Consider the following 19,301-nt stretch of genomic DNA (forward strand, 5'->3'; position numbering starts at 1 on the left):
TATATTGAAACGGGAACTACCCCCTCGCGTGTCGAAGACAGCGTCGTATCTGCGCTTTTTCCCCTACGACCAGCCCTACGACCACCAGCAGGAGGCGATGGGGACGATTTACGACGCACTCGCGGACGGCTCTGACATCCTCTTCGAGGGTGCGACCGGGACCGGCAAGACGCTGGCCTCGCTCGCGCCGGCACTCGAGTACGCCCGCGAGACGAACAAAACCGTCGTCATCACGACAAACGTCCACCAGCAGATGCGGCAGTTCCGCCGTGACGCCTCCGCCATCAACGACCAGGAATCGATTCGCGCTATCGTCTTCCGCGGGAAAGCGTCGATGTGTCACATCGACGTCGGCTTCGAGGAGTGTCAGGCCCTGCGGGATACGACTCGCGACCTGGTCGACACCGAACAGGACCTCGCGGACCTCGAACGCCAGCAACGGGACTTGCTCGACGAGAGTCAGGCGGGCGACGGCGGGGCCGCCGAAGCGCGCGGTGCAGTCATGGACGAACTCGACGGCGTCCAGGACGACCTCGCGGAGTTCGAGGACAAAGCGACCTGTGACCACTACTACCAAAATCTGACCGCCGACACGGACGACTTCTTCGCGTGGCTGTACGACGACGTGCGCACGCCCGACGACATCTACGAACGGGCGGGCCAGTACGGCTTCTGCGGCTACGAACTCTTAAAAGAGGGCGTCGAGGGCGTCGACCTGGTCGTCTGTAACTACCACCACCTGCTGGACCCGATGATACGCCAGCAGTTCTTCCGCTGGCTCGGCCGCGACCCCGAGGACGTCATCGCCATCTTCGACGAAGCCCACAACGTCGAGGACGCCGCCCGCGACCACGCTCGCCGCACGCTCACCGAGAACACCCTCGAAAGTGCGCTCGACGAACTGACAGAGAGCGACGACGCCCGCGCCGACCCCGCGTACAACGTCCTCGGAACGTTCCTGGAGGCGCTCCGGGAGGCCTACGACGACGCCTTCGCCTTCGGCGAGCGCGAACAGGTCGGCGAGAACTGGCACGACCTCGCGGTGGCAAACGACGACAGGCGGGACGACCTCACGCTCGCCTTCCTGCAGAGATATACCGGCCCCGGATTCAGCGAGGAACTCGACCACGCCGTCGAACTCGGGCGTGACCTCGACAGCGAGTACGAGGAGGAGTACAAGTCCGGCGACGCGACCGTCCGCAAGGAGTGCCAGACGCTCCAGGCCGCGACCTTCGTCCAGTCGTGGCTCGACGAGGGCGACGAGATGGGGACCTACCCAGTCGTGAGCGTCCGCCGGGACGACGACGGCGCTGGCGACGTCTACGGCCGCGCGGAACTGTACACCTGCATCCCCGAACAGGTCACGCGGGACCTCTTCTCGGAACTGCACGCGAGTGTCCTCATGAGCGCGACGCTTCGCCCGTTCGAGGTGACCGAGGACGTGCTCGGCCTGGACAGTCCGGAGACGATGGCCTACGGCGCACAGTTCCCCGAGGAGCGCCGGCGGACCTACGCCGTCGACGGGCCGGCGCTCTTTGCCAGCAAGCGCGACGACCGAGGGATCCAGGAGACCATCACCGACACCATCGAGGACGCCGTCCGCTTTACCCCGGGGAACACGCTCGTCTTCTTCCCGTCCTACAGCGAAGCCGAGCGGTACTACGAGCGAGTGTACGCCGGAACCAGCTATCTCGACGAACCCGGGACCGCCGCAAACGACCTCCGCAAGCAGTTCGCCGCCGACGACGACGGCGTCCTCTTTACCTCACTGTGGGGCACGCTCGGCGAGGGAGTGAGCTTCGACGGCGACGACGCCCGCACTGTCATCGTCGTCGGCGTCCCCTACCCGCATCTGGACGACCGGATGGAGGCCGTCCAGGCCGCCTACGACGAAGTCTTCGAGGTCGGCGACGAGGAGGGGACCGGCCAGACCGTCCAGACCGAAGACGCCGGCTGGCACTACGCCGTCGAGATTCCCACGGTCCGGAAGACCCGACAGGCGATGGGACGTGTCGTTCGCTCGCCGGAGGATTTCGGCGCGCGCATCCTGCTCGACGCCCGCTACACCGAGCGTGCGGAGATAGAGATGGAACAGTACGCCGTCCGCGGGGCCTTCCCGACCGAGGAGCGCGCCGAGATGGTCGACGTACAGCCGGAGAAATTGAAGTTCGGCCTGCTGAACTTCTATCAGGACGTCGACGCCTACGACGGCGACCCACCGACGCCCTAACGCGGGGTTATCCGCGATTTGCTTCGTACAGTTGCGCGGCGATGACACCGAGCAAGAGTGCAATCCCGAACTGGACGAGGTCCGACCCGACGTTCAGCGTCGACAACCCCGTGAGAACGACGACGGCGACGATACCCGCAATCGCCGACCCGAGGAGCGTCTGCCGAAAGGAACGGCCGTTTGCGTCTGCCATTGGGCGGCGTTCGGCCGCCACCGGAATATACTGTTCGCTGTCGTGTTCGAGTGGAAATCAGGGGGTTTGACTTTCCCGGCCGCAAATCGGCTGGCATGACAGTCGTTGCCTTCGACTTCGACGGGACGCTTTCGGATTCAGAGATGACCGTGTTGCTCGGCGACCAGTGTGGGGTTGCCGACCAGATGGACGAAATCACCGAGCGGGCGATGAACGACGAAATCGAGTACGCCGAGAGTCTCCGCCAGCGGTGTGCACTGCTTGAGGGACTCGACGACGAGAAAGCACAGGCGGCCTTCGACCAGGTCGTACTCCGCCCCGGCGCGGCCGACGTCATCAAGGCGCTGCGCGAGGCCGGCGTCTACGTCGCCATCCTCACTGGCGGGTTCGAGCGCGGCGTCGCCGCTGCACTCGAAAAAGAGGGCGTCGAGGTCGACGCCATCGTCGCCAATCGCCTGCCGGTCGGCGACGACGCACTGACCGGAGACGTGGAGGGGCCGCTCATCGAGGGGACAAAAGACGACGCACTCGAAGTCCTGACCGCGGTTGTCGGCGAGGGCCGCGCGGACACCATCGCCGTCGGCGACGGCGCGAACGACCTCCCGATGCTGGAAGTTGCCGGCCTCTCCGTGGGCTTCGACCCGAAACCCAACGTCGCGCCGTCGTGTGAGGTCATCGTGAAAACGATGGCAGAACTGGAAGAAGTCCTTTCCGAGGAAGGCGTCCTCTAAGGAAACGACCTGTCGACGACTCGCCGAGCGCCGCTGGCGCGATAGGACTGGATATGTACGTTTCACCGTAAATATACCCGCGAGAAGCCGCTGACCCGCCGGTAACGACTCAGACGTCGACCTGCCGCGACAGAAAATACTTGTGTGATACAGACGTATCACACGATATGAGCACCGACACCGACAACGGGGACGACCGGATGGAAAAAATCAACGTCCGGGTTCCGTCGGAACTGCTCCGCGAAATCGACGAAGAGTACAGTCGACGGGGGTATGCGTCCCGTTCGGAGGCGATTCGTGATGCACTCCGGGACTGGGTAGAGCCGTCGGCAGAGTTATCTGAGGAAATACTAGCTGACCTCGAACGCAGTCGAAAGCAGCGTGAACGTGGTGAGACTGTCTCGGCCGACGAAGCGCGCAAGCGGCTCGGTCTCGACGACGAATGACCGAGGTCCGATACACCGAACGAGCACTGGACCACCTCGAGACGCTCGAAACCGAGACCGCAGACCGAGTCATGAACAAGGTCGACGAAGCGACGGACTTTACCGAACACCGCCTCGAACGGCTGTCCGGATGGCCATACTACAAGCTACGGGCTGGTGACTATCGGGCAATTCTGACATGGGACAAAAAAGAGGATACTATCATCGTCGAAGCCGTCGGCCACCGACGGAACGTCTACGATAGACACCTGCCACCGTAATCAGACGAACTTCCGAATCGTCAAATCCAGCGTATCGAGGTCGACAATCGGCGCAAAGCCGGCGTCGGGGTCGATGTTGACGCTCTTCTGGAAGTCCGTCTGGGCCTGCCAACACCCCGAGTTGATGGTGAGGACGTTGTGGTACTTGCCGTAGCCGAGTTTGTGGACGTGCCCGGCGTGGAAGATGTCGGGCACCTCGTCCATCACCAGGTAATCCTGGTTTTCGGGGGCGAGTCGGGTGTGGCCACCGTACTGCGGCGCGACGTGGCGCTTCTTGAGCAGCTGGTACATCGCCTTGTGTGGCTCGTCGTAGTTTGCCTTCTCGTCGGGGAGCTCCGCGATGACCTCGTCCAAGGAGACGCCGTGGTACATCAGCACCGAGACGCCCTCGATTGTCACCGTCGAGGGATTCGAGACGATGCGGGCGTCGTGGGCCGACATCAGCTCCCGGAGCTCCTCGTCGAAGGCCGGCTGGGGTTCGGCGAGACGGACGGCGTCGTGGTTGCCCGGAATCATCACGATTTCCATGTCACCGGGCACCTCCTTCAGATACTCCGAGAACGCCTCGTACTGGTCGTAGATGTCGATGATGTCCAGTTCCTCGTCCTGGTCGGGGTAGACGCCGACGCCCTCGACCATGTCGCCGGCGAGGAGGAGATACTCGACTGTTTCTGCCTCCTCGGTGTGGAGCCAGTCGGTAAAGCGGTGCCAGGCGTCGGCCATGAACTCCTGGCTGCCGACGTGGACGTCCGAGATAAGCGCCGCCTGAACGTGGCGGTCGGCCGTCGAGGGGCTGTACGTCCGGGGGACGTCCGGAAAGTGAATCGAGTCTGCAAAGAGGATGCCACCGTCGTCGGCAAGTGTCCCCTCGATGGCGATGACCTCGTCGTGGAGGAGTTCCTGGACCTGCGAGGCGAAGGCCCGGTCTTTCATCACCAGCGCCGGGAAGGTCCCGTTGGTGTCTTCGAGCTCGACCAGCCAGTGACCGCTGGCCGTCGAGCGGATGTCCGACACCATCCCCACGATGGCCGCGTCGCTGTTGGGCGCCATCGATTCCAGCGTGTCCGTCGGCCGGTGATTGACACGCCCGCGGAGCTGCCCGGACAGTCGCTCGTAGCGGTCCCGGAAGACCGCGACGAAATCGCGGTACTCACCGGTTCCCGTCGACTGGCCCGTCATGTCGCCCGCGACTTCGAGCGAGCGCAGTTCGGCGTCGATGTCCCGGACTGTAGACCCCCCTGTTTCGACTGGAGTCCCACCAGCACCGTTTGTCGATTTTGTGGGGTCAGTTGCAGTCGAAACAGAGGGGTCGTGTGTGTCGTTCTCAGTGGCGGTCTTCGAGCGTTCGTGAGCGAGTTGTTCGTCGACAGAACCGCCTGACAGCGTTCCTTCTTCGAGGATAGACTTCGCGTGGTCGGTGGAGAGTTTGACCGCATCGTCGGGGGCCGCTTCCACTGCGCGCTCGATGGCGGCATCGGGGTCTTTCGTGTTCGCCAGCAGCGTGACCGCCTCGCGTTCGGCGTTGTAGCCGCGGCTCGCGAGTTCGCTGACGACGTGGGCCGGCGTCTCCAGAGGCACAACGGAGACTGGCACGGGACGAGCAAAAGGATAGCGGACCTATCCAGAACATTCAAGCGAAGTCTGGCACAAGAGGACACGATGAGTTTCCCTGGAGACGGCCCCGACGATAGCGACGGAGACGACGGGGCTGGTCGCCGCTCCAGTTCCGACAGTTCAGTGCCGGGCACGGAATCGTCCGACGACGAAGTCGCCGCGACCCGACCCGACCGGTGGCACTCGGAGAAATCAGGGGGCCCACCGCCCACGCGGGCGGGCGAGCGCGACGAGGCCACAAGCGAGTGGCAGTTGTTCGCCTACGACCTGGTCAGCAGCGTCGTGGCGGTGATGGTCATCGGCGCCTATCTCTTTGCCGTCAGCGGCGTCTGGCCCCCGCTGGTCGCCGTCGAAAGCGAGAGTATGGTTCCCAACATGGAGGTCAACGACCTCGTGTTCGTGATGGACGAAGAGCGCTTCCCCGGTGAGAACGCACACGCAGAGACTGGGGTCGTCACCGCCCAGGGCGACACCGACTACCGGAAGTTCGGCCAGCAGGGCGACGTCATCGTCTTTGCACCCGACGGGAACAGCGACCGGACGCCCATAATCCACCGCGCGATGTTCTGGGTCGAGGAAGGCGAAAACTGGTACGACCGTGCGGACCCCGACTACGTCGGCGGGGCAGACGCCTGTGAGGCCGACAGGGACCCGTCCAGCGATACCGGGCTGCGAAACTGCCCTGCACCCCACGACGGGTTCATCACCAAAGGCGACAACAACGGCCTCTACGACCAGGCCGGCCGGGGCGGCGCACAGACCGGCCCCGTCAAACCGGCGTGGGTCGTCGGCACCGCCGAAGTCCGGATTCCCGGACTGGGATGGGTTCGACTCGCGACGCAGTGAGAGCTACACCAGGTCGACGAGTTCGAGAACCACGTCGATTATCTTGTCCAGTTTGCCCGACTGTTCGTCCTCTGCCGAAGGTTCGTCGTCGGCCTCGGCTGTCATAGTCGAAATCGTGTCAATATCGAGGTGAAAATTCGGGTCGAACGTTTTGGTTGCCAGCTGCCGGGCAGCCGGAGGTTGCAGCAAGGAGAGAGCGTCTCAGTTATCGAAGCGCGCCTGGACGAACGGCTGGGCGTCCTCGATGTCGCCGAGTCGGGAGTCAGAGAGGAGGACCGCTTCGGTCTCGTCGATTGGAACGGACAGCGAGATTTCTTTCGTCCGGCCGTACCGTCCCTTCGAGACGACGGCGGCGTTGACGATACCGAGCATGTCGAGTTCGCTGATGAGGTCGGTGACCCGGCGCTGTGTGAGGACGTCGGCGTCGATTTCCTCACAGAGTCGCTTGTAGATGTTAAAGGCCTCACCGGTGTTGACGTTGTGGACCCCCTGTTTCTCCAGGAGGATGATGGCAAAGAGGACGATTTTCGACTGCTGGGGGAGCGTCCGGACGACTTCGACCACGCGGTCGAGTTCGATTTTCTCCTGGGCCTGTCGGACGTGGTCTTCCTCGACCACGTCGGTCTGGTCGCGCTCGGCGAGTTCGCCGGCGGTCCGCAGGAGGTCAAGCGCCCGGCGGGCGTCCCCGTGTTCCTGTGCAGCGAAGGCCGCACACAGCGGAATCACATCGTCGGTCAGTGCCTCCTCCTTGAACGCCACGTCCGCGCGGTGTTCGAGGATGTCCCGGAGTTGGTTGGCGTCGTATGGCGGGAAGACGATTTCCTCCTCGCCGAGGCTCGACTTGACCCGCGGGTCCAGGAAGTCGGTGAACTTCAGGTCGTTCGAGATACCCATGATAGAGACACGCGAGTTTTCGAGTTCGGAGTTCATCCGGGAGAGGTTATAGAGGGTGTCGTCTCCGGATTTTTCGACGAGTTTGTCGATCTCGTCGAGCATGATGACGACGACGCGTTCGCGGTGGTCGACGGCGTCGAAAAAGGAACTGTAGACGCGGTCGGTCGGCCACCCGGTCATCGGCACGTCGTCGAAGGAGTCGCGTTCGTCCTCCAGGCTCTCGATTTCCGCTTCGATGTCGGGGACGCTCGTAAATTCGGAGTCCGCGAGTACGTCCGGGTCCGTGCGTGCGCGGTCACGCAGGTCCTCGAGTTCCTCGATTTCCTCGGCGATGACCGCCTCGTTCTCGTCGATGAACTTGTTCGCGAGCTGGGCGAGTACGCGGTACTGGGTGTCGGTCACCTCGCAGTTGATGTACTCGACTTCACAGGGAACCTCGTATTTCTGGGAGGTCGATTCGAGTTCGTCGCTGACGAACTTCGCGCTGGCGGTCTTTCCCGTCCCGGTTTTCCCGTAGATGAGGATGTTCGAGGGCGTATCCCCCCGGAGCGCGGTCACGAGAATCGTCGCCATGTTGTTTATCTGCTCTTCACGGTGGGGGAGCTTCCGCGGGGTGTACGATGGCCGGAGCACCTCCTTGTTCTCGAAGATGGGCTGGCCGCTCAGGAGGTCGTCGAACAGACCCTGTGATGCTTCGTCCGGGTTGTCGCTCTCGACATCGTCCAGGAGTACCTCGTCGAGGTCGGGACCTGGCGTGGAGCGTCTGTCGTCCTCGTCCGAACCAGAGTCTGTGTCGGTGAGGTCGACACCGGTGTCTGCCCGTTGTGAATCGACGTCCTCGGTCGATTCAGATGAATCATTTGTGTCTGTCATTGTCGAAGTCGGACCCCTTCATTTCGTGTGGAGACCCGCGCCGCGCGCCCGGAATTCTGCCGTTCAAGGACCAGAGATGACGTTTTCGCGTGTTCTGGTAGTAGGCGCGTGTGCAGTTGAACCACCAGAACCCGTGGTTGAGAAAGTATTAAAGATTTCGATTGTGAAGAAGTGTCACAGTAGTCGTACTGAAAAACGGAAGGAGTCGTGAGATGGAGAGGTGGAGAGGGGAGGAGAAAAGAGACTAGGGAAGGTGGAGTGAGGAACAGGATCGAGCGGACGGACAGCGAACAGTGCGATGTCGGTTTCTGGTCGATGCATCCGAAACGAGGGATGGGGTGCTTTTCGGGAGTCGTGGGGATTGGTAACAACTCAAAGGTGAAAAGAGGTACCGAGAGACACGAATACCCCCGATCGGACCCGGAAAGGGATACAGCTCTGGAATGTGGAGTTGCCTCCACCAGACCCCCCCACCCCTTCGTTTCGGGTGGAACGACCAGGAAGAGGAGGTGGGGTAGCACCGGAGACTGTCTACAGCTAGTATAGGAAAGATTTAATACACATACTGTTAAACCATACCCGTAGCAGAAAAGAATAAACAACATTTTCTAGAGACATTAATTAACTAGTCTAGTCTCTGGATAAATGTCTAGAGACGATTCGTCCCGGTGCAGTCGTGTGGTTTCTCTCTTTGTTCAGACTCTCCCCGCAGACGCTCCTCGCAAGTGGGTCCGGGGGTTGTTCGGTTCCAGTTGAAACGAAGGGGTGGGGGGCAAGGGAGAGACTCAACTCTTCGTCCCAACTGGTTTGCCACCCCTTCGGTGCGCTCACCCGCTCGCTCATTCTGTCCCCTCGCATCCCCTCTCGTGACCGACACACCCTCCGCTTCTAGTGGAACCGTTCTCAAGAAATCACTTCGTCGCCACTTCGTCGTGTGGTTTGTGCCCGTCACTCCGTTTCGACACGAAAGAAATGCCCGTCCGTGCCCGCACCACGCCTTCTCCTGCAGATATCGGATTTATTATATATGTCTGACGTAGTCTTAAGTGAGTACGGCCGACTCTTTCGTCTAAGCCCCATCTCTGGGGCCGGGAGGATACGGATGGGACTGCTTACAAATCTCAAATCATCGATCGCACGGGCTGCATCGACGCTGTTCGCCGAAGAGGAGTCGAAGCGGATCGGTATCTACGGTCCGCCAAACGCTGGGAAGACCACACTCGCCAACCGAATCGCGCGTGACTGGACCGAACACGGTGACGCTGTCGGACCGGAGAGTCACGTTCCACACGAAACACGACGCGCACGCAGGAAGGAGAACGTCGAAATCGAGCGTGACGGCTCGACGGTGACTATCGACATCGTCGACACGCCGGGTGTCACGACGAAGGTCGACTACACCGAGTTCCTGGAACACGACATGGAGAAAGACGACGCTGTCCGTCGGTCTCGTGAGGCCACCGAGGGCGTCGCCGAAGCCATGCACTGGCTCCGGGAGGACGTCGACGGCGTCATCTACGTGTTGGACTCGACGACTGACCCCTTCACGCAGGTCAACACGATGCTCATCGGCATCATCGAGAGTCAGGACCTTCCCGTGTTGATTCTCGCGAACAAGATAGACAAAGAAGACTCGAGCGTCCAGCGCATCCGAAACGCGTTCCCGCAACACGAGACGATACCGCTCTCGGCGCTCGAAGGAGACAACATGGACGAAGTGTACGACAAAATCGCGGAGTACTTCGGGTGATAGTATGGCTGAAGTAAAAGACCCCGGCGACGGCGTTCAAATCGACCTCATCAGCGCCGAGCGCATGGACGGGCTCACATCGATGGAGAAAATCCGGATGATTCTGGACGGCGTCCGCGAGGGCAACATCGTCATCCTGGAGGAGGGCCTCTCGCCCGACGAGGAGTCACGCCTCATCGAAGTGACGATGACCGAAATCAGCCCGGACGAGTTCAACGGCATCGAAATCGAGACGCACCCGCGCTCGGAGACCGCCGACGCGAGTTTCCTCGACCGGCTGATGGGCAAAGAGTCGACGAAGAAACTCACCGTCATCGGGCCGGCGAACCAGATCGAGACACTCCACAAGGACGAAACGCTCATCCAGACGCTCGTCTCTCGCAAGTAAGGATGCCACACCAGTGTACAGACTGTGGCCGCACGTTCGACGACGGCTCCCAGGAGATGCTCTCTGGCTGTCCCGACTGCGGCGGCAACAAGTTTCAGTACAAGCCGTCGGGTGCGACCGAGACAGAGTCGCCGACCGAGGAGCCGCCGGAGCCCCCGGAACCGCCGGTCGACAGCTCCGTCGCACGAACCGTCGGCAACGCCGCCACAGCTGTCCGTGACCTTGTCGGCTCCAACCCGTCACCGCCGGGGTCGGCCGACGAGCCGTCGCCGGCCGAGGAAGCGTCTGCCACTGCGGATACCGCATCCGCCTCGACGGAGACGGCCACGCCGTCACCGGAACCTGACCCATCGGCAGAGGCTCCTGACCCGGCGTCCTCGGAAGACACCGCGCAGGCGAGCGCACGGAGCGACGTCGTCTCGAAAGACGAACTCCCGCCCGCACCCGAAGCGCCGGCGACGACGGACCGACCGACGCCGGTCATCGACGACGACAGCGACGGGACGACTGCGGCCGCCGAGGCCGGCGCGTCGGACGACCACGACCGGCCGGACCTCTCGGAACTGCGCGACGAACTCAACGACCAGTTCGAGTCCATCAAGGTGTTAGACCCCGGCAAATACGAACTCAACCTGATGGAACTGTACGACCGCGAGGAGTACATCATCGCGCTCCAGGAAGACGGCAAGTACACGATTCAGGTCCCGGAACGCTGGGAGGACTGACCGTCGCTAAGCTCGCGAGACGCGCCACGTCGTCCCGTTCGTGTAACTCCAGGCTTCGACTGACAGCTCCGTTCTATCCCCTTCGAGCCGTTTCATGAACGAACCGATTTCCTTCGAGGAGAGCGGTATCTCCTCGGCGATGACCCGACTCTTGATGTAGATTGCTCCGTCAGTTCGGACGCGACCGCGGAGGTACTCGACGAGCGGGCTGGCTTTCTCGGGCAGGTCTGTCCGTCGTGGGGCAGTCTGAGCACACATTGTTATCGCGAGTAGTCGTGTCCGATGAACAGGCAGACGACGTTGAGGGTAGCGAGCGCGACGAAAACGAGCAACTGGGTGTCGTCGACGGGACTGGACAGGAGGGGGAGATACGCCAGCGGGAGGACGACGGCCGCCCAGAAGGCAACTCGGCGGAGCCCGCTCACGAGGCTCCTTGCGGGCAGTTCCGTTCGGCGGGGGAGAGAGACCGGTCGGCGGCTCATGCCTACTCGGAGTGTCGACTCCCGGGATAAAGGACCTCGCGGAGACTCAAACAGCTGTTTGAGCAGGCACTGTCCGGAGCATCAAGAAAAATTTCGAGGGAGTGAGACGCCGGTTTAGCTAATCTTCTCGTACTGCTCGGCGAGCTTGTCGGCAGCTTCCTGCATCTGCTCTTGCTCGAACTCGTCGAGGTCCCACTCGACGATTTCTTCGACGCCGTTCGCGCCGAGTTTGACCGGCACGCCGAAGGCGACGTCGTCGTGGCCGTATTCGCCCTGGAGCTTGACCGACCCGGGCAGCACTTCGCCGGTGTCGTTGAGGACGGCGTTAACCATGTGCGCGACACCCTGTGCGGGGCCCCACTCGGTCGCGCCCTTTCGCTCGATGACGTTCATCGCGGACTGCTGGAGGTCTTCGAGAATCTCCGCTTTGTCGTCGTCGTCGAATTGGAGGTCCTTGCCGTCGACGCGGAGCTTCGAGAAGACCGGGACCTGCGCGTCGCCGTGTTCGCCGAGGATGGTGGCGTCGACGTTCTGGACGGGGACGTCGAAGCGCTCGGAGAGGACATAGCGGAATCGTGCGGAGTCGAGGCGGCCGCCGAAGCCGATGACCTGCTCGCGCGAGCGGTCGCCGGCCTCGTAGAGGTGGCGGTTCAGGAGGTCGACCGGGTTCGACGTGGTAATCGAGACGTAGTCGTCGTTGTGCTCGTCGATCGACGACTGGATATCCTCCATGATGGGTGCGTTGTCACCGGCGAGGTCGATACGGGTCTGACCCGGCTGGCGCGGGATGCCGGCCGTGATGACGACGACGTCCGAGCCGGCCGTCTCCTCGTATGTGCCCTGGCGGACGCGGGTGTTCGAATCGTACGCGATGCCGTGGTTGGCGTCGGCAGCCTGGCCGACGGTGACGTCTTCTTGGTCGGGGATGTCGACAAAGACGAGTTCGTCGACGACGTCCTGCAGTGCGATGCTGTATCCGGCTGCTGCGCCGACGGTGCCCGCCGCACCGATGATGCTTACTTTTGCCATATCACATGGAAGTGCCGACGGACGTACGTTAAGATTGTCGGAACCGATACGTCCCACGGGACGCAAACGGCCCGGTCCGTGGGGACCCACAACTCCTATTCACGCGGACTGTCTTCGTTCGTGTATGAGCGATTTCGACAAGGAAGCCGAGCGCGAGAAGCTCCGAGAGAAGTACGAACAGGAGCAACAAGAGCGCGAAGCGACCGAACAGATGAGTGAACTCCTCCTCCAGGGGGCGACGATGACAAACGCCCACTGCTCGGACTGTGGCGACCCCATCTTCCGCTACGACGGCCAGGAGTTCTGTGCCTCCTGTGAGAAAGCCGTCGACCGTGACACGGGCGAGGAAAGCGAGGACGGTGAGGCCGAAGCGGGCGACGACGACGGGGAGAACATCGAAGTCGCCACGCCCGACAACGAGTCCCGTGTCGCCTTCGGCGGCGAGAACGCACAGGACGACCCGGCGGCCGCCGACGACCAGCCGTCCCAGACTGGACAGCCGGCCAGCGCGGCGCAGTCAGACCAGTCCGGAACCGAGCAGCGACAACCCCAACAGCAGTCCCCCAAGCAGCGCCAGCCCGACACGTCAGCCACCGCCAGACAGCCGTCTCAGCAACCAGAGCGCACGCGCGAAGTCCCCAGTGTCGACCCCAGTGGGAGCGACGACGTTTCGGCTGCCCGCGCCTCACTGGTCCGGACGCTGACCCGGTTTAGCGAACAGGCCGAAGCGACCGACGACCCGCGCCAGGCTCAGGAGTATCTCGCGGCCGCACGCGAGGCCGCCGAAACGCTCGCGGCGCTTCGCCAGTAACTACCCCTGGTAGGAACTCCCGGTGACCTCCCGGATGCGCTCGGCGGTGACCGCTCCCACCCCGTCGGCTTCCGTGAGGGCCTCCTCGTCGGCGGTCATCACCGCTTCGACGCTGCCAAACTCCTCGAGCAGCGAGCGAGCGGTCACCGGTCCGACCTCGGCAATCGAGGCGACGACGTACTCCTGTTGTTCGGTCAGCGTCTTCGACTGTTTCTCGCCGTGGACGCTCACCTCGCGGTCGTCCTCCTCCTGTTCGCGCTCGGCGATGACTTCCAGAAGGTCCGCTGTCTCCGACTGGCCGCTGGTACGCAGGATGCTGGCACCGAAATCCACGGCGAGGGACGCGAGCGCACCGTGGATTGCCTTTGGGTGGACGTTGCGCTGGCCGTAGAGGTCCTCACCCTCGATGACGACGACGGGCCGGGCGTAGTGGCGGGCGTCGTCGCCGACCTGCTCGAACAGCGAGCGGTCGCCGCCGGTCAGCGTGTCCAGAAAGTCAGCGACGGTCTTGCGCTCGACGACCACCCGGTCCGAGAGCACGTAGTCGCCGACTTCCAGTGTCTCCAGTCGCGTCTCGATTCCGTCCCGTTTCGAGAGGTCGCGTGCGATAGTCGAATCCAGTTCCCGCTGGTCGACGACTAACTCGACCCCGTCGTCGGTGCCCGCCTCGGCGACGACGCCGTCGTCCTCGGTGTCGCTGTTTCTACTGTCGTCGGCCGAACTGTCGGTATCACCAGCAGTCTCCCCGCTGCCGCCGGCAAAGGCGTCAAGTCCAGCCTGGCCGTCACCGTCGCCCTGGTCTCCATCGCTGGCAGATTCGTCTTCGCCGTCGGCAGTGGGCGCAGACCTACTATCGTCGGCAGTGTCCGAGACTACTGTCTCGCCGGCGCTCGCCCCCTCGTCTCCCTCTGACTCGCCGTCCTCGTAGGCGTCGAGGCCTGGCTGGTCGTGGAGTTCCCCCTCGATTTCGCCGGCCACGTCTTTCAGGCCGCGCAACTGCTTTTCCATCTGCTTTTCGTCTCGGCGGGCCTTCCAGAAGTACGCCTCGTCGCGAGTATCCTCGGCCAGCAACACTGTCACCGCACCTTCGGTCTGGCGGCCGGTTCGGCCCTTCCGCTGGATAGAGCGGATGGCAGTCGGCACCGGTTCGTAGAACAGCACCAGGTCCACCTCGGGCACGTCCAGCCCTTCCTCGGCGACGCTGGTCGAGACCAGCACCTCGAACTCGCCGGCCCGGAATTCGTCTAGCGTCTCCTGTTGCTGGGTCTGGGTCATCCCCTCGCTGCCCTCAGTGTCCGACTGGCCGACGAACTTCTCGGTCGTGAAATGCCCACTCAGGAAGTCCACCAGCGTCTCGGCGGTGTCTCGGGATTCGGTGAAGACGATGACCCGCTCGCCGTCGTTGATGCCCAGCGTCTCGGCGATGAGCATCCGCGTCCGCCGGAACTTCGGGTGCAAATCGTCGTACGCCTCGGCCTTTCGCACGGCCTCGCGGACTCTGGGTTCCGAGACCATCCGCTGGTCGGCTTTCGACGCTCCCGAGGAGCGGGCGGCCTCCTTCTGGCGCTCCATGTACCGCCGGAACGACTCGACGCTCTGTGTTTCGACGTACGTGACCGCCGTCCGGAGCTTCCGCACCTCGGCGAGCATGCTCATCCCCTCGTAGCCCTCCGACTGGTCGTTGTTCATCAGGTCCCGGAGCTGGCCCTGTATCTTCTGAATCTCCCGTTCGGACACGTCAGGGCTTGTCTTGTTCGTCACGCCGAGTTTCTTCAGCTGGGTGAGCCGCTCCCGAATCACCTCGTTGATGCCGTCCCGGATGTCCTCGACGGTCTCCGGGAGCTCTACGCGCTCCCAGTCGACGGTCGTCTCGTGGGTGTGTTCGGCTACGTCGGCGTCGGCCTCGGTCATCACCTCGACCTCGTGGATGCCGAGGTTCTCACAGACCTGGAGGATGGCCTCCTCGTCGTCGCCGGGGGAGGCGCTCATCCCCGTCACGAGGGGCTCTTCGGCGTCTTCGTGGTAGCGTTCTGCGATGTAGTTGTAGGCGTAGTCGCCGGTCGCGCGGTGACATTCGTCGAACGTGCAGTGGGTCACTCGCGAAAGCGAGATGCGATTGCCGATGAGGTCGTTCTCGACGACCTGCGGCGTAGCGATGACGACACGGGATTCGTCCCAGAGGTCCGCGCGCTTGGCGGGGCGGACCTCGCCGGTGAAGACGACGATTTCGTCGTCGGGCACTTCGTCGAGTGCCTCCCGGTAGAAGTCGGCGTGCTGGGAGACGAGCGGTTTGGTGGGGGCGAGCAACAGTGACTTGCCGCCCACGTCGTGGAGGCGCTGGGCGGTGACGAGGAGGCTGACGGTGGTCTTGCCGAGACCGGTCGGGAGACAGACGAGCGTGTGGTCGCCCAGGGCGGCCTCGGCGAGCCGGAACTGATATTCCCGGTGTTCCAGCAACCCCTCGGTGAGGAAGGGCCAGTCGATAGCGTCGGCCTCTGTCGTCGCCATTTACCCCTCTTTGCTCGTGATTGGGGTTAAGGGTTCGCGTGCCGGAGTGAAAGTAAACGCAGCGGCGGCCGGCGGCCTCGACTCCGCCTAGAGTAACGTGAGCACTTCGACGCCGATTGCCATCGCGATGGCGGCCGCCGGCGGGATGGTGAGGTTGTCGTCGATGACGTAGGTGGCGACGACGGGCTTGACGCCGTCGGCCAGCGTCGCCGCGAGACCGCCCAGCACTGCCGCAAACAGCGGGACGAAGGGAATCGCAAGCAGCGTACAGACGGTGAACATCACGCCCAGGACGAACCGCTGTTTGGTCTTTTTTAACTCGCCCGACCCCAGGAGGCCGCTGATTGGGTCACCGATGGTCAGCATCAGGATTGCGGGGACCGCGATTTCGGGCCGAATGCCCAGTGCAGACTCGAAGGAAAAGGCGACTGCGACGCCGGCACTGGAGATGAAATACAGGGCATACCCGGCGAGGTTGTCCTGCTCGTACTCGCGGGTGAGGTGGTCGTAGACGACCCACTCTAGGCCGACGTACAGCCGAATCGCCTCCAAGACGAGCGCGACGACCGCACCCAGCGTAAAGAGGAGTACGACCTGGTCCCACGTCGCAATATCGAGCAGGTAGAGCAGCGGAAGCCCCGTCCCGCTGGCGTGGACGAGCCGGCGGGCAATCTCGTCACGCAGAACCGTCTGACGGACGGTGGTGACCGTGTCTTTATCGGAGGTCGTGTCTGCCATTGGCGTGGCGTCAGAGCTCGTCGAAGGACAGGTCGCCGTCCCGGAGCGCAGTCAGCGTCTCCCCGAGGTCGTCGATGGCGACCCGCTGCTGGGCAGTCGTGTCGCGTTCGCGCACAGTTACCGTCCCATCCTCCTGTGTCTCGTAGTCGACGGTGACACAGAAGGGGGTCCCGACCTCGTCCTGGCGGCGGTAGCGCCGGCCGATGGCACCAGAGTCGTCGTACGTCACTTCCAGCCCGGCCCCACGGAGGTCACTCGCCACCTCGCGGGCACGCTCGCCCAGGCCGTCCTTGTCCATCAGCGGGAAGACGCCGACTGTCGTCGGGGCGACTTCCGGCGGCAAGGCGAGATAGGAGCGTTCCTCGCCGTCGACTTCGTCGGTCGTGTGTGCGTGCGCGAGGACCGTATAGACCAGCCGACCGACGCCGAAGGAGGGTTCGACGACGTGCGGGCGGATGTGTTCGCCGGACTCGGTGACCTCCTCGACGCTGTAGCCCGTCGCCTCGATGTCGACGGTGTACTCCTCGCCGTCGACTACGACGGTCACCGTATCGCCGTCGAAGGCGTCGGGGTCGCGCTCGACGAGCGATTCGAGTTCGGCGCCGATGTCGCCGGCAGCACCGCCAAACTCCGGCCCGAGGACGCTCATGTCGGGGTCGACCGTCGGCCGCTCGACGGTCACTGGCTCGTCGTACTGCTTGAACACAGTGTAATCCTCGCCCGAGTGGGATTCGTGTTTTTTCAGGTCGTAGTCGCCACGGTAGGCAAAGCCGGTAATCTCGACCCAGTCGCCGCCGAGCTCCGATTCAGCGTCCCAGCAGTCGGCGGCGTAGTGGGCGAGTTCGCCCGGGAGGTGCTGGCGATACCGGAACCGGTCCATGTCGACGCCGATGCGCTCGTACCACGCCTTCGAGAGGCCGAGATAGAACGCGACCCACTCGTCGCCGATGATACCCTCGTCGACGGCCTCTCGGATGGTGCGTTCCTGCACGCTGCCGTCCTCGCTCTCTTGCTCGGCAACCGAGTAGAGCGGTACCGTCACGTCCTCGACCCGCTCCAGCGGTGGCTCGTCGGTCTCGGGGTCGATGAAGTGCTCTAGCTCTGCCTGTGTGAACTCCCGGACGCGGATGAGACTCTTCCGGGGACTAATCTCGTTGCGGTAGGCTTTCCCAATCTGGGCGACCCCGAAGGGTAGCTGGTTGCGGGCGTACTCGGCCAGTTGGGGAAACTCGACGAAGATACCCTGTGCGGTCTCGGGGCGGAGATAGCCGGGTGAGGAACTGCCGGGCCCGATGTTCGTCTCGAACATGAGGTTGAAATCGTCGACGGGTTCGCCGGCGAGTTCGGTCCCGCAGGTCGGACAGACGAGGTCGTGGTCGGCGATGAGGTCTGCGATTTCGTCGGTCGAGATAGATTCGGCCTCTTCGATGTCGGTGTTGTCCTCGACGAGGTGGTCCGCGCGGTGGCTCTCGCCACACTCGGGACACTCGATTATCATGTCGTCGAAGCCATCGAGGTGGCCGGAGGCCTCGAAGACGGCTTCGGGCATCACGTCCGGCGCGGAGATTTCCATGTGGCCCTCGCGGGTGACATAGCGGTCGCGCCAGGCGTCTTCGACGTTGTCTTTGAGGGCCGCTCCTTGCGGGCCGTAGGTGTAGAATCCGCTGACACCGCCGTAGGCGTTGGCACTCTGGAGGAAAAAGCCACGGCGTTTTGCCAGCTCTGTCAGGCGTTCGCCCTCGTCGCTCATACTGCCTCCAACAGGTCCATGTCCTGGACGATACCCACGAGCTGGTCGCCGCTGACCATCGGAATCTGCTCGATGTCGTTGTCTATCATCATCTGAGCGGCGTCCTGGGCGGTCCGGCTCGTACTGACCGTCAGCAGGTCCGACGTCATGAACCCGGTGACCGGCTCGACGGGAATCTCGACGTTACGCGTGGGCATGTAGCTGTTCCCGACGGCCTTGACGCTCTCCCACTTCCAGTCGTCGTCGTCGGTGGCGATCGACTCCCCTGTGTCTGCCTCGCCTTCGACGACACGGGCCTCTTCGAGGATGTCGACTTCGGTGAGCATCCCGGTCATATCGCCCTCCTCGTCGAGGACAATCGCGTAGGGGACGCGTCCGTAGTACAGTTCCCGCTCGGCGACCGGCAGCGGCGTCCCCTCGTAGGTCGTGTTGATGTCACGGCGAGCCAGTCCCTCGACGCTCACCTCGCCGTTCAGGTCGCCACTGGCGATTGCGTGGACGACGTCGGTGACGGTAATGATACCTTCGAGGGTATCTCCGTCGACGACAGGGATGCGGCGTGCCTGTTCTGTCCGCATCAACTTGGCGACGCTCGCGAGGGAGGTGTCTGTCGTGGTGGTCGGGACGTCCTCGGAGAGTAAGGCGAGCTGGTCCTCGTCGGGGTGTTCGATGAGCGCGTCCCGGGAGACGATACCTCGGTAAATTTCGCCGTCGTCGGTCGATTTGACGACCGGGACTGACGAGAACGGGCGGTCTTGCAGATACGTGAGAACGTCGTCACGCGTTCCCGGAATTTCGACCGTGACGACATCCTCGTGGGGCGTCATAACGTCTGCGACGTTCATACTGGCACGTACTCCTCGCCCCATCCACTAAGTCCTTACACTTTTGCCGGCTGAGCGGCCGAAATATCTAGCCGATACTCCACGGGAACTGATATATGTCTGACGGGCGTCGTGCGCTGCCCGGGTGTCTTTGGGCGATTCATGCCGCTATATTCCGGTGGGTTTATGTATGGATGTTACATACTCTC

The 19,301-nt window shown here is 63.0% G+C and carries 19 protein-coding genes; 9 read left to right on the forward strand and 10 right to left on the reverse strand.

Annotated elements, in window-relative coordinates:
• Nucleotides 1-28: 28 nt before the first annotated feature.
• Entirely contained in the window at nucleotides 29-2,230 is a 2,202-nt protein-coding gene (locus QYL91_RS04235; protein WP_302082134.1) for an ATP-dependent DNA helicase, read from the forward strand.
• Nucleotides 2,231-2,237: 7 nt separating this feature from the next.
• Here the strand turns inward: QYL91_RS04235 and QYL91_RS04240 are convergent, their stop codons facing one another.
• Nucleotides 2,238-2,423, reverse strand: a complete 186-nt coding sequence (locus tag QYL91_RS04240; RefSeq protein ID WP_302082135.1) for a hypothetical protein — start codon at nucleotides 2,421-2,423, stop codon at nucleotides 2,238-2,240.
• Nucleotides 2,424-2,518: 95 nt separating this feature from the next.
• On the opposite strand from QYL91_RS04240, the gene serB reads away from it, so the two are divergent.
• The 3 genes from serB (at nucleotide 2,519) to QYL91_RS04255 (ending at nucleotide 3,860) form a co-directional block, all read left to right on the forward strand.
• Entirely contained in the window at nucleotides 2,519-3,154 is a 636-nt protein-coding gene (serB, locus tag QYL91_RS04245) for a phosphoserine phosphatase SerB (protein ID WP_302082136.1), read from the forward strand.
• Between the two features lie 167 nt (nucleotides 3,155-3,321).
• Nucleotides 3,322-3,600, forward strand: a complete 279-nt coding sequence (locus tag QYL91_RS04250) for a ribbon-helix-helix domain-containing protein (RefSeq protein ID WP_302082137.1) — start codon at nucleotides 3,322-3,324, stop codon at nucleotides 3,598-3,600.
• The gene (locus QYL91_RS04255) at nucleotides 3,597-3,860 is read left to right on the forward strand and encodes a type II toxin-antitoxin system RelE family toxin (protein ID WP_302082138.1); all 264 of its coding nucleotides are present in this window, start codon (nucleotides 3,597-3,599) and stop codon (nucleotides 3,858-3,860) included. The genes QYL91_RS04250 and QYL91_RS04255 overlap by 4 nt, the downstream gene beginning before the upstream one ends.
• Here QYL91_RS04255 and QYL91_RS04260 read toward each other — a convergent pair whose 3' ends face one another.
• Complete coding sequence (locus QYL91_RS04260; protein ID WP_302082139.1) at nucleotides 3,861-5,438, reverse strand: DNA-directed DNA polymerase II small subunit; 1,578 nt, start codon at nucleotides 5,436-5,438, stop codon at nucleotides 3,861-3,863.
• 81 nt (nucleotides 5,439-5,519) lie between these two features.
• On the opposite strand from QYL91_RS04260, the gene QYL91_RS04265 reads away from it, so the two are divergent.
• Entirely contained in the window at nucleotides 5,520-6,320 is an 801-nt protein-coding gene (locus tag QYL91_RS04265) for a S24/S26 family peptidase (RefSeq protein WP_369685613.1), read from the forward strand.
• Between the two features lie 201 nt (nucleotides 6,321-6,521).
• On the opposite strand, the gene QYL91_RS04270 is transcribed toward QYL91_RS04265, so the two are convergent.
• Nucleotides 6,522-8,087 (reverse strand): Cdc6/Cdc18 family protein, encoded by a 1,566-nt coding sequence (locus tag QYL91_RS04270; protein ID WP_302082140.1) that lies wholly within the window; start codon nucleotides 8,085-8,087, stop codon nucleotides 6,522-6,524.
• 1,102 nt (nucleotides 8,088-9,189) lie between these two features.
• Between QYL91_RS04270 and QYL91_RS04275 the strand changes: the two genes are divergently transcribed.
• Genes QYL91_RS04275 through QYL91_RS04285 form a run of 3 tightly spaced genes read left to right on the forward strand, consistent with a single transcriptional unit; the run spans nucleotide 9,190 to nucleotide 10,950 of the window.
• Nucleotides 9,190-9,837, forward strand: a complete 648-nt coding sequence (locus QYL91_RS04275) for an Era-like GTP-binding protein (RefSeq protein ID WP_302082141.1) — start codon at nucleotides 9,190-9,192, stop codon at nucleotides 9,835-9,837.
• 4 nt (nucleotides 9,838-9,841) lie between these two features.
• Nucleotides 9,842-10,225, forward strand: a complete 384-nt coding sequence (locus QYL91_RS04280; RefSeq protein ID WP_302082142.1) for a DUF2073 domain-containing protein — start codon at nucleotides 9,842-9,844, stop codon at nucleotides 10,223-10,225.
• A gap of 2 nt (nucleotides 10,226-10,227) precedes the next feature.
• The gene (locus tag QYL91_RS04285) at nucleotides 10,228-10,950 is read left to right on the forward strand and encodes an OapC/ArvC family zinc-ribbon domain-containing protein (protein ID WP_302082143.1); all 723 of its coding nucleotides are present in this window, start codon (nucleotides 10,228-10,230) and stop codon (nucleotides 10,948-10,950) included.
• Nucleotides 10,951-10,956: 6 nt separating this feature from the next.
• Here the strand turns inward: QYL91_RS04285 and QYL91_RS04290 are convergent, their stop codons facing one another.
• The 3 genes from QYL91_RS04290 to mdh all read right to left on the reverse strand — a co-directional run bounded on the left by QYL91_RS04290 (nucleotide 10,957) and on the right by mdh (nucleotide 12,461).
• Entirely contained in the window at nucleotides 10,957-11,208 is a 252-nt protein-coding gene (locus QYL91_RS04290; RefSeq protein ID WP_302082144.1) for a DUF7123 family protein, read from the reverse strand.
• A 2-nt stretch (nucleotides 11,209-11,210) separates the two neighbouring features.
• Entirely contained in the window at nucleotides 11,211-11,432 is a 222-nt protein-coding gene (locus QYL91_RS04295) for a DUF8028 family protein (RefSeq protein ID WP_302082145.1), read from the reverse strand.
• Between the two features lie 114 nt (nucleotides 11,433-11,546).
• Nucleotides 11,547-12,461, reverse strand: a complete 915-nt coding sequence (mdh, locus tag QYL91_RS04300; protein WP_302082146.1) for a malate dehydrogenase — start codon at nucleotides 12,459-12,461, stop codon at nucleotides 11,547-11,549.
• A gap of 124 nt (nucleotides 12,462-12,585) precedes the next feature.
• Between mdh and QYL91_RS04305 the strand changes: the two genes are divergently transcribed.
• Nucleotides 12,586-13,272: an Sjogren's syndrome/scleroderma autoantigen 1 family protein gene (locus QYL91_RS04305; protein WP_302082147.1), complete on the forward strand. Its 687-nt coding sequence runs from the start codon at nucleotides 12,586-12,588 to the stop codon at nucleotides 13,270-13,272.
• On the opposite strand, the gene QYL91_RS04310 is transcribed toward QYL91_RS04305, so the two are convergent.
• From QYL91_RS04310 to QYL91_RS04325, 4 genes are all read right to left on the reverse strand, one after another.
• Entirely contained in the window at nucleotides 13,273-15,780 is a 2,508-nt protein-coding gene (locus QYL91_RS04310; RefSeq protein WP_302082148.1) for a DEAD/DEAH box helicase, read from the reverse strand.
• An 87-nt stretch (nucleotides 15,781-15,867) separates the two neighbouring features.
• Nucleotides 15,868-16,464, reverse strand: a complete 597-nt coding sequence (locus QYL91_RS04315) for a diacylglycerol/polyprenol kinase family protein (protein ID WP_302082828.1) — start codon at nucleotides 16,462-16,464, stop codon at nucleotides 15,868-15,870.
• A 64-nt stretch (nucleotides 16,465-16,528) separates the two neighbouring features.
• Complete coding sequence (glyS, locus tag QYL91_RS04320; RefSeq protein ID WP_302082149.1) at nucleotides 16,529-18,268, reverse strand: glycine--tRNA ligase; 1,740 nt, start codon at nucleotides 18,266-18,268, stop codon at nucleotides 16,529-16,531.
• The gene (locus tag QYL91_RS04325; protein WP_302082150.1) at nucleotides 18,265-19,113 is read right to left on the reverse strand and encodes a CBS domain-containing protein; all 849 of its coding nucleotides are present in this window, start codon (nucleotides 19,111-19,113) and stop codon (nucleotides 18,265-18,267) included. The genes glyS and QYL91_RS04325 overlap by 4 nt, the downstream gene beginning before the upstream one ends.
• Nucleotides 19,114-19,301: the final 188 nt, after the last annotated feature.

It is taken from the genome of Salinibaculum rarum (genome assembly GCF_030505615.1).
Lineage (GTDB): Archaea > Halobacteriota > Halobacteria > Halobacteriales > Haloarculaceae > Salinibaculum > Salinibaculum rarum.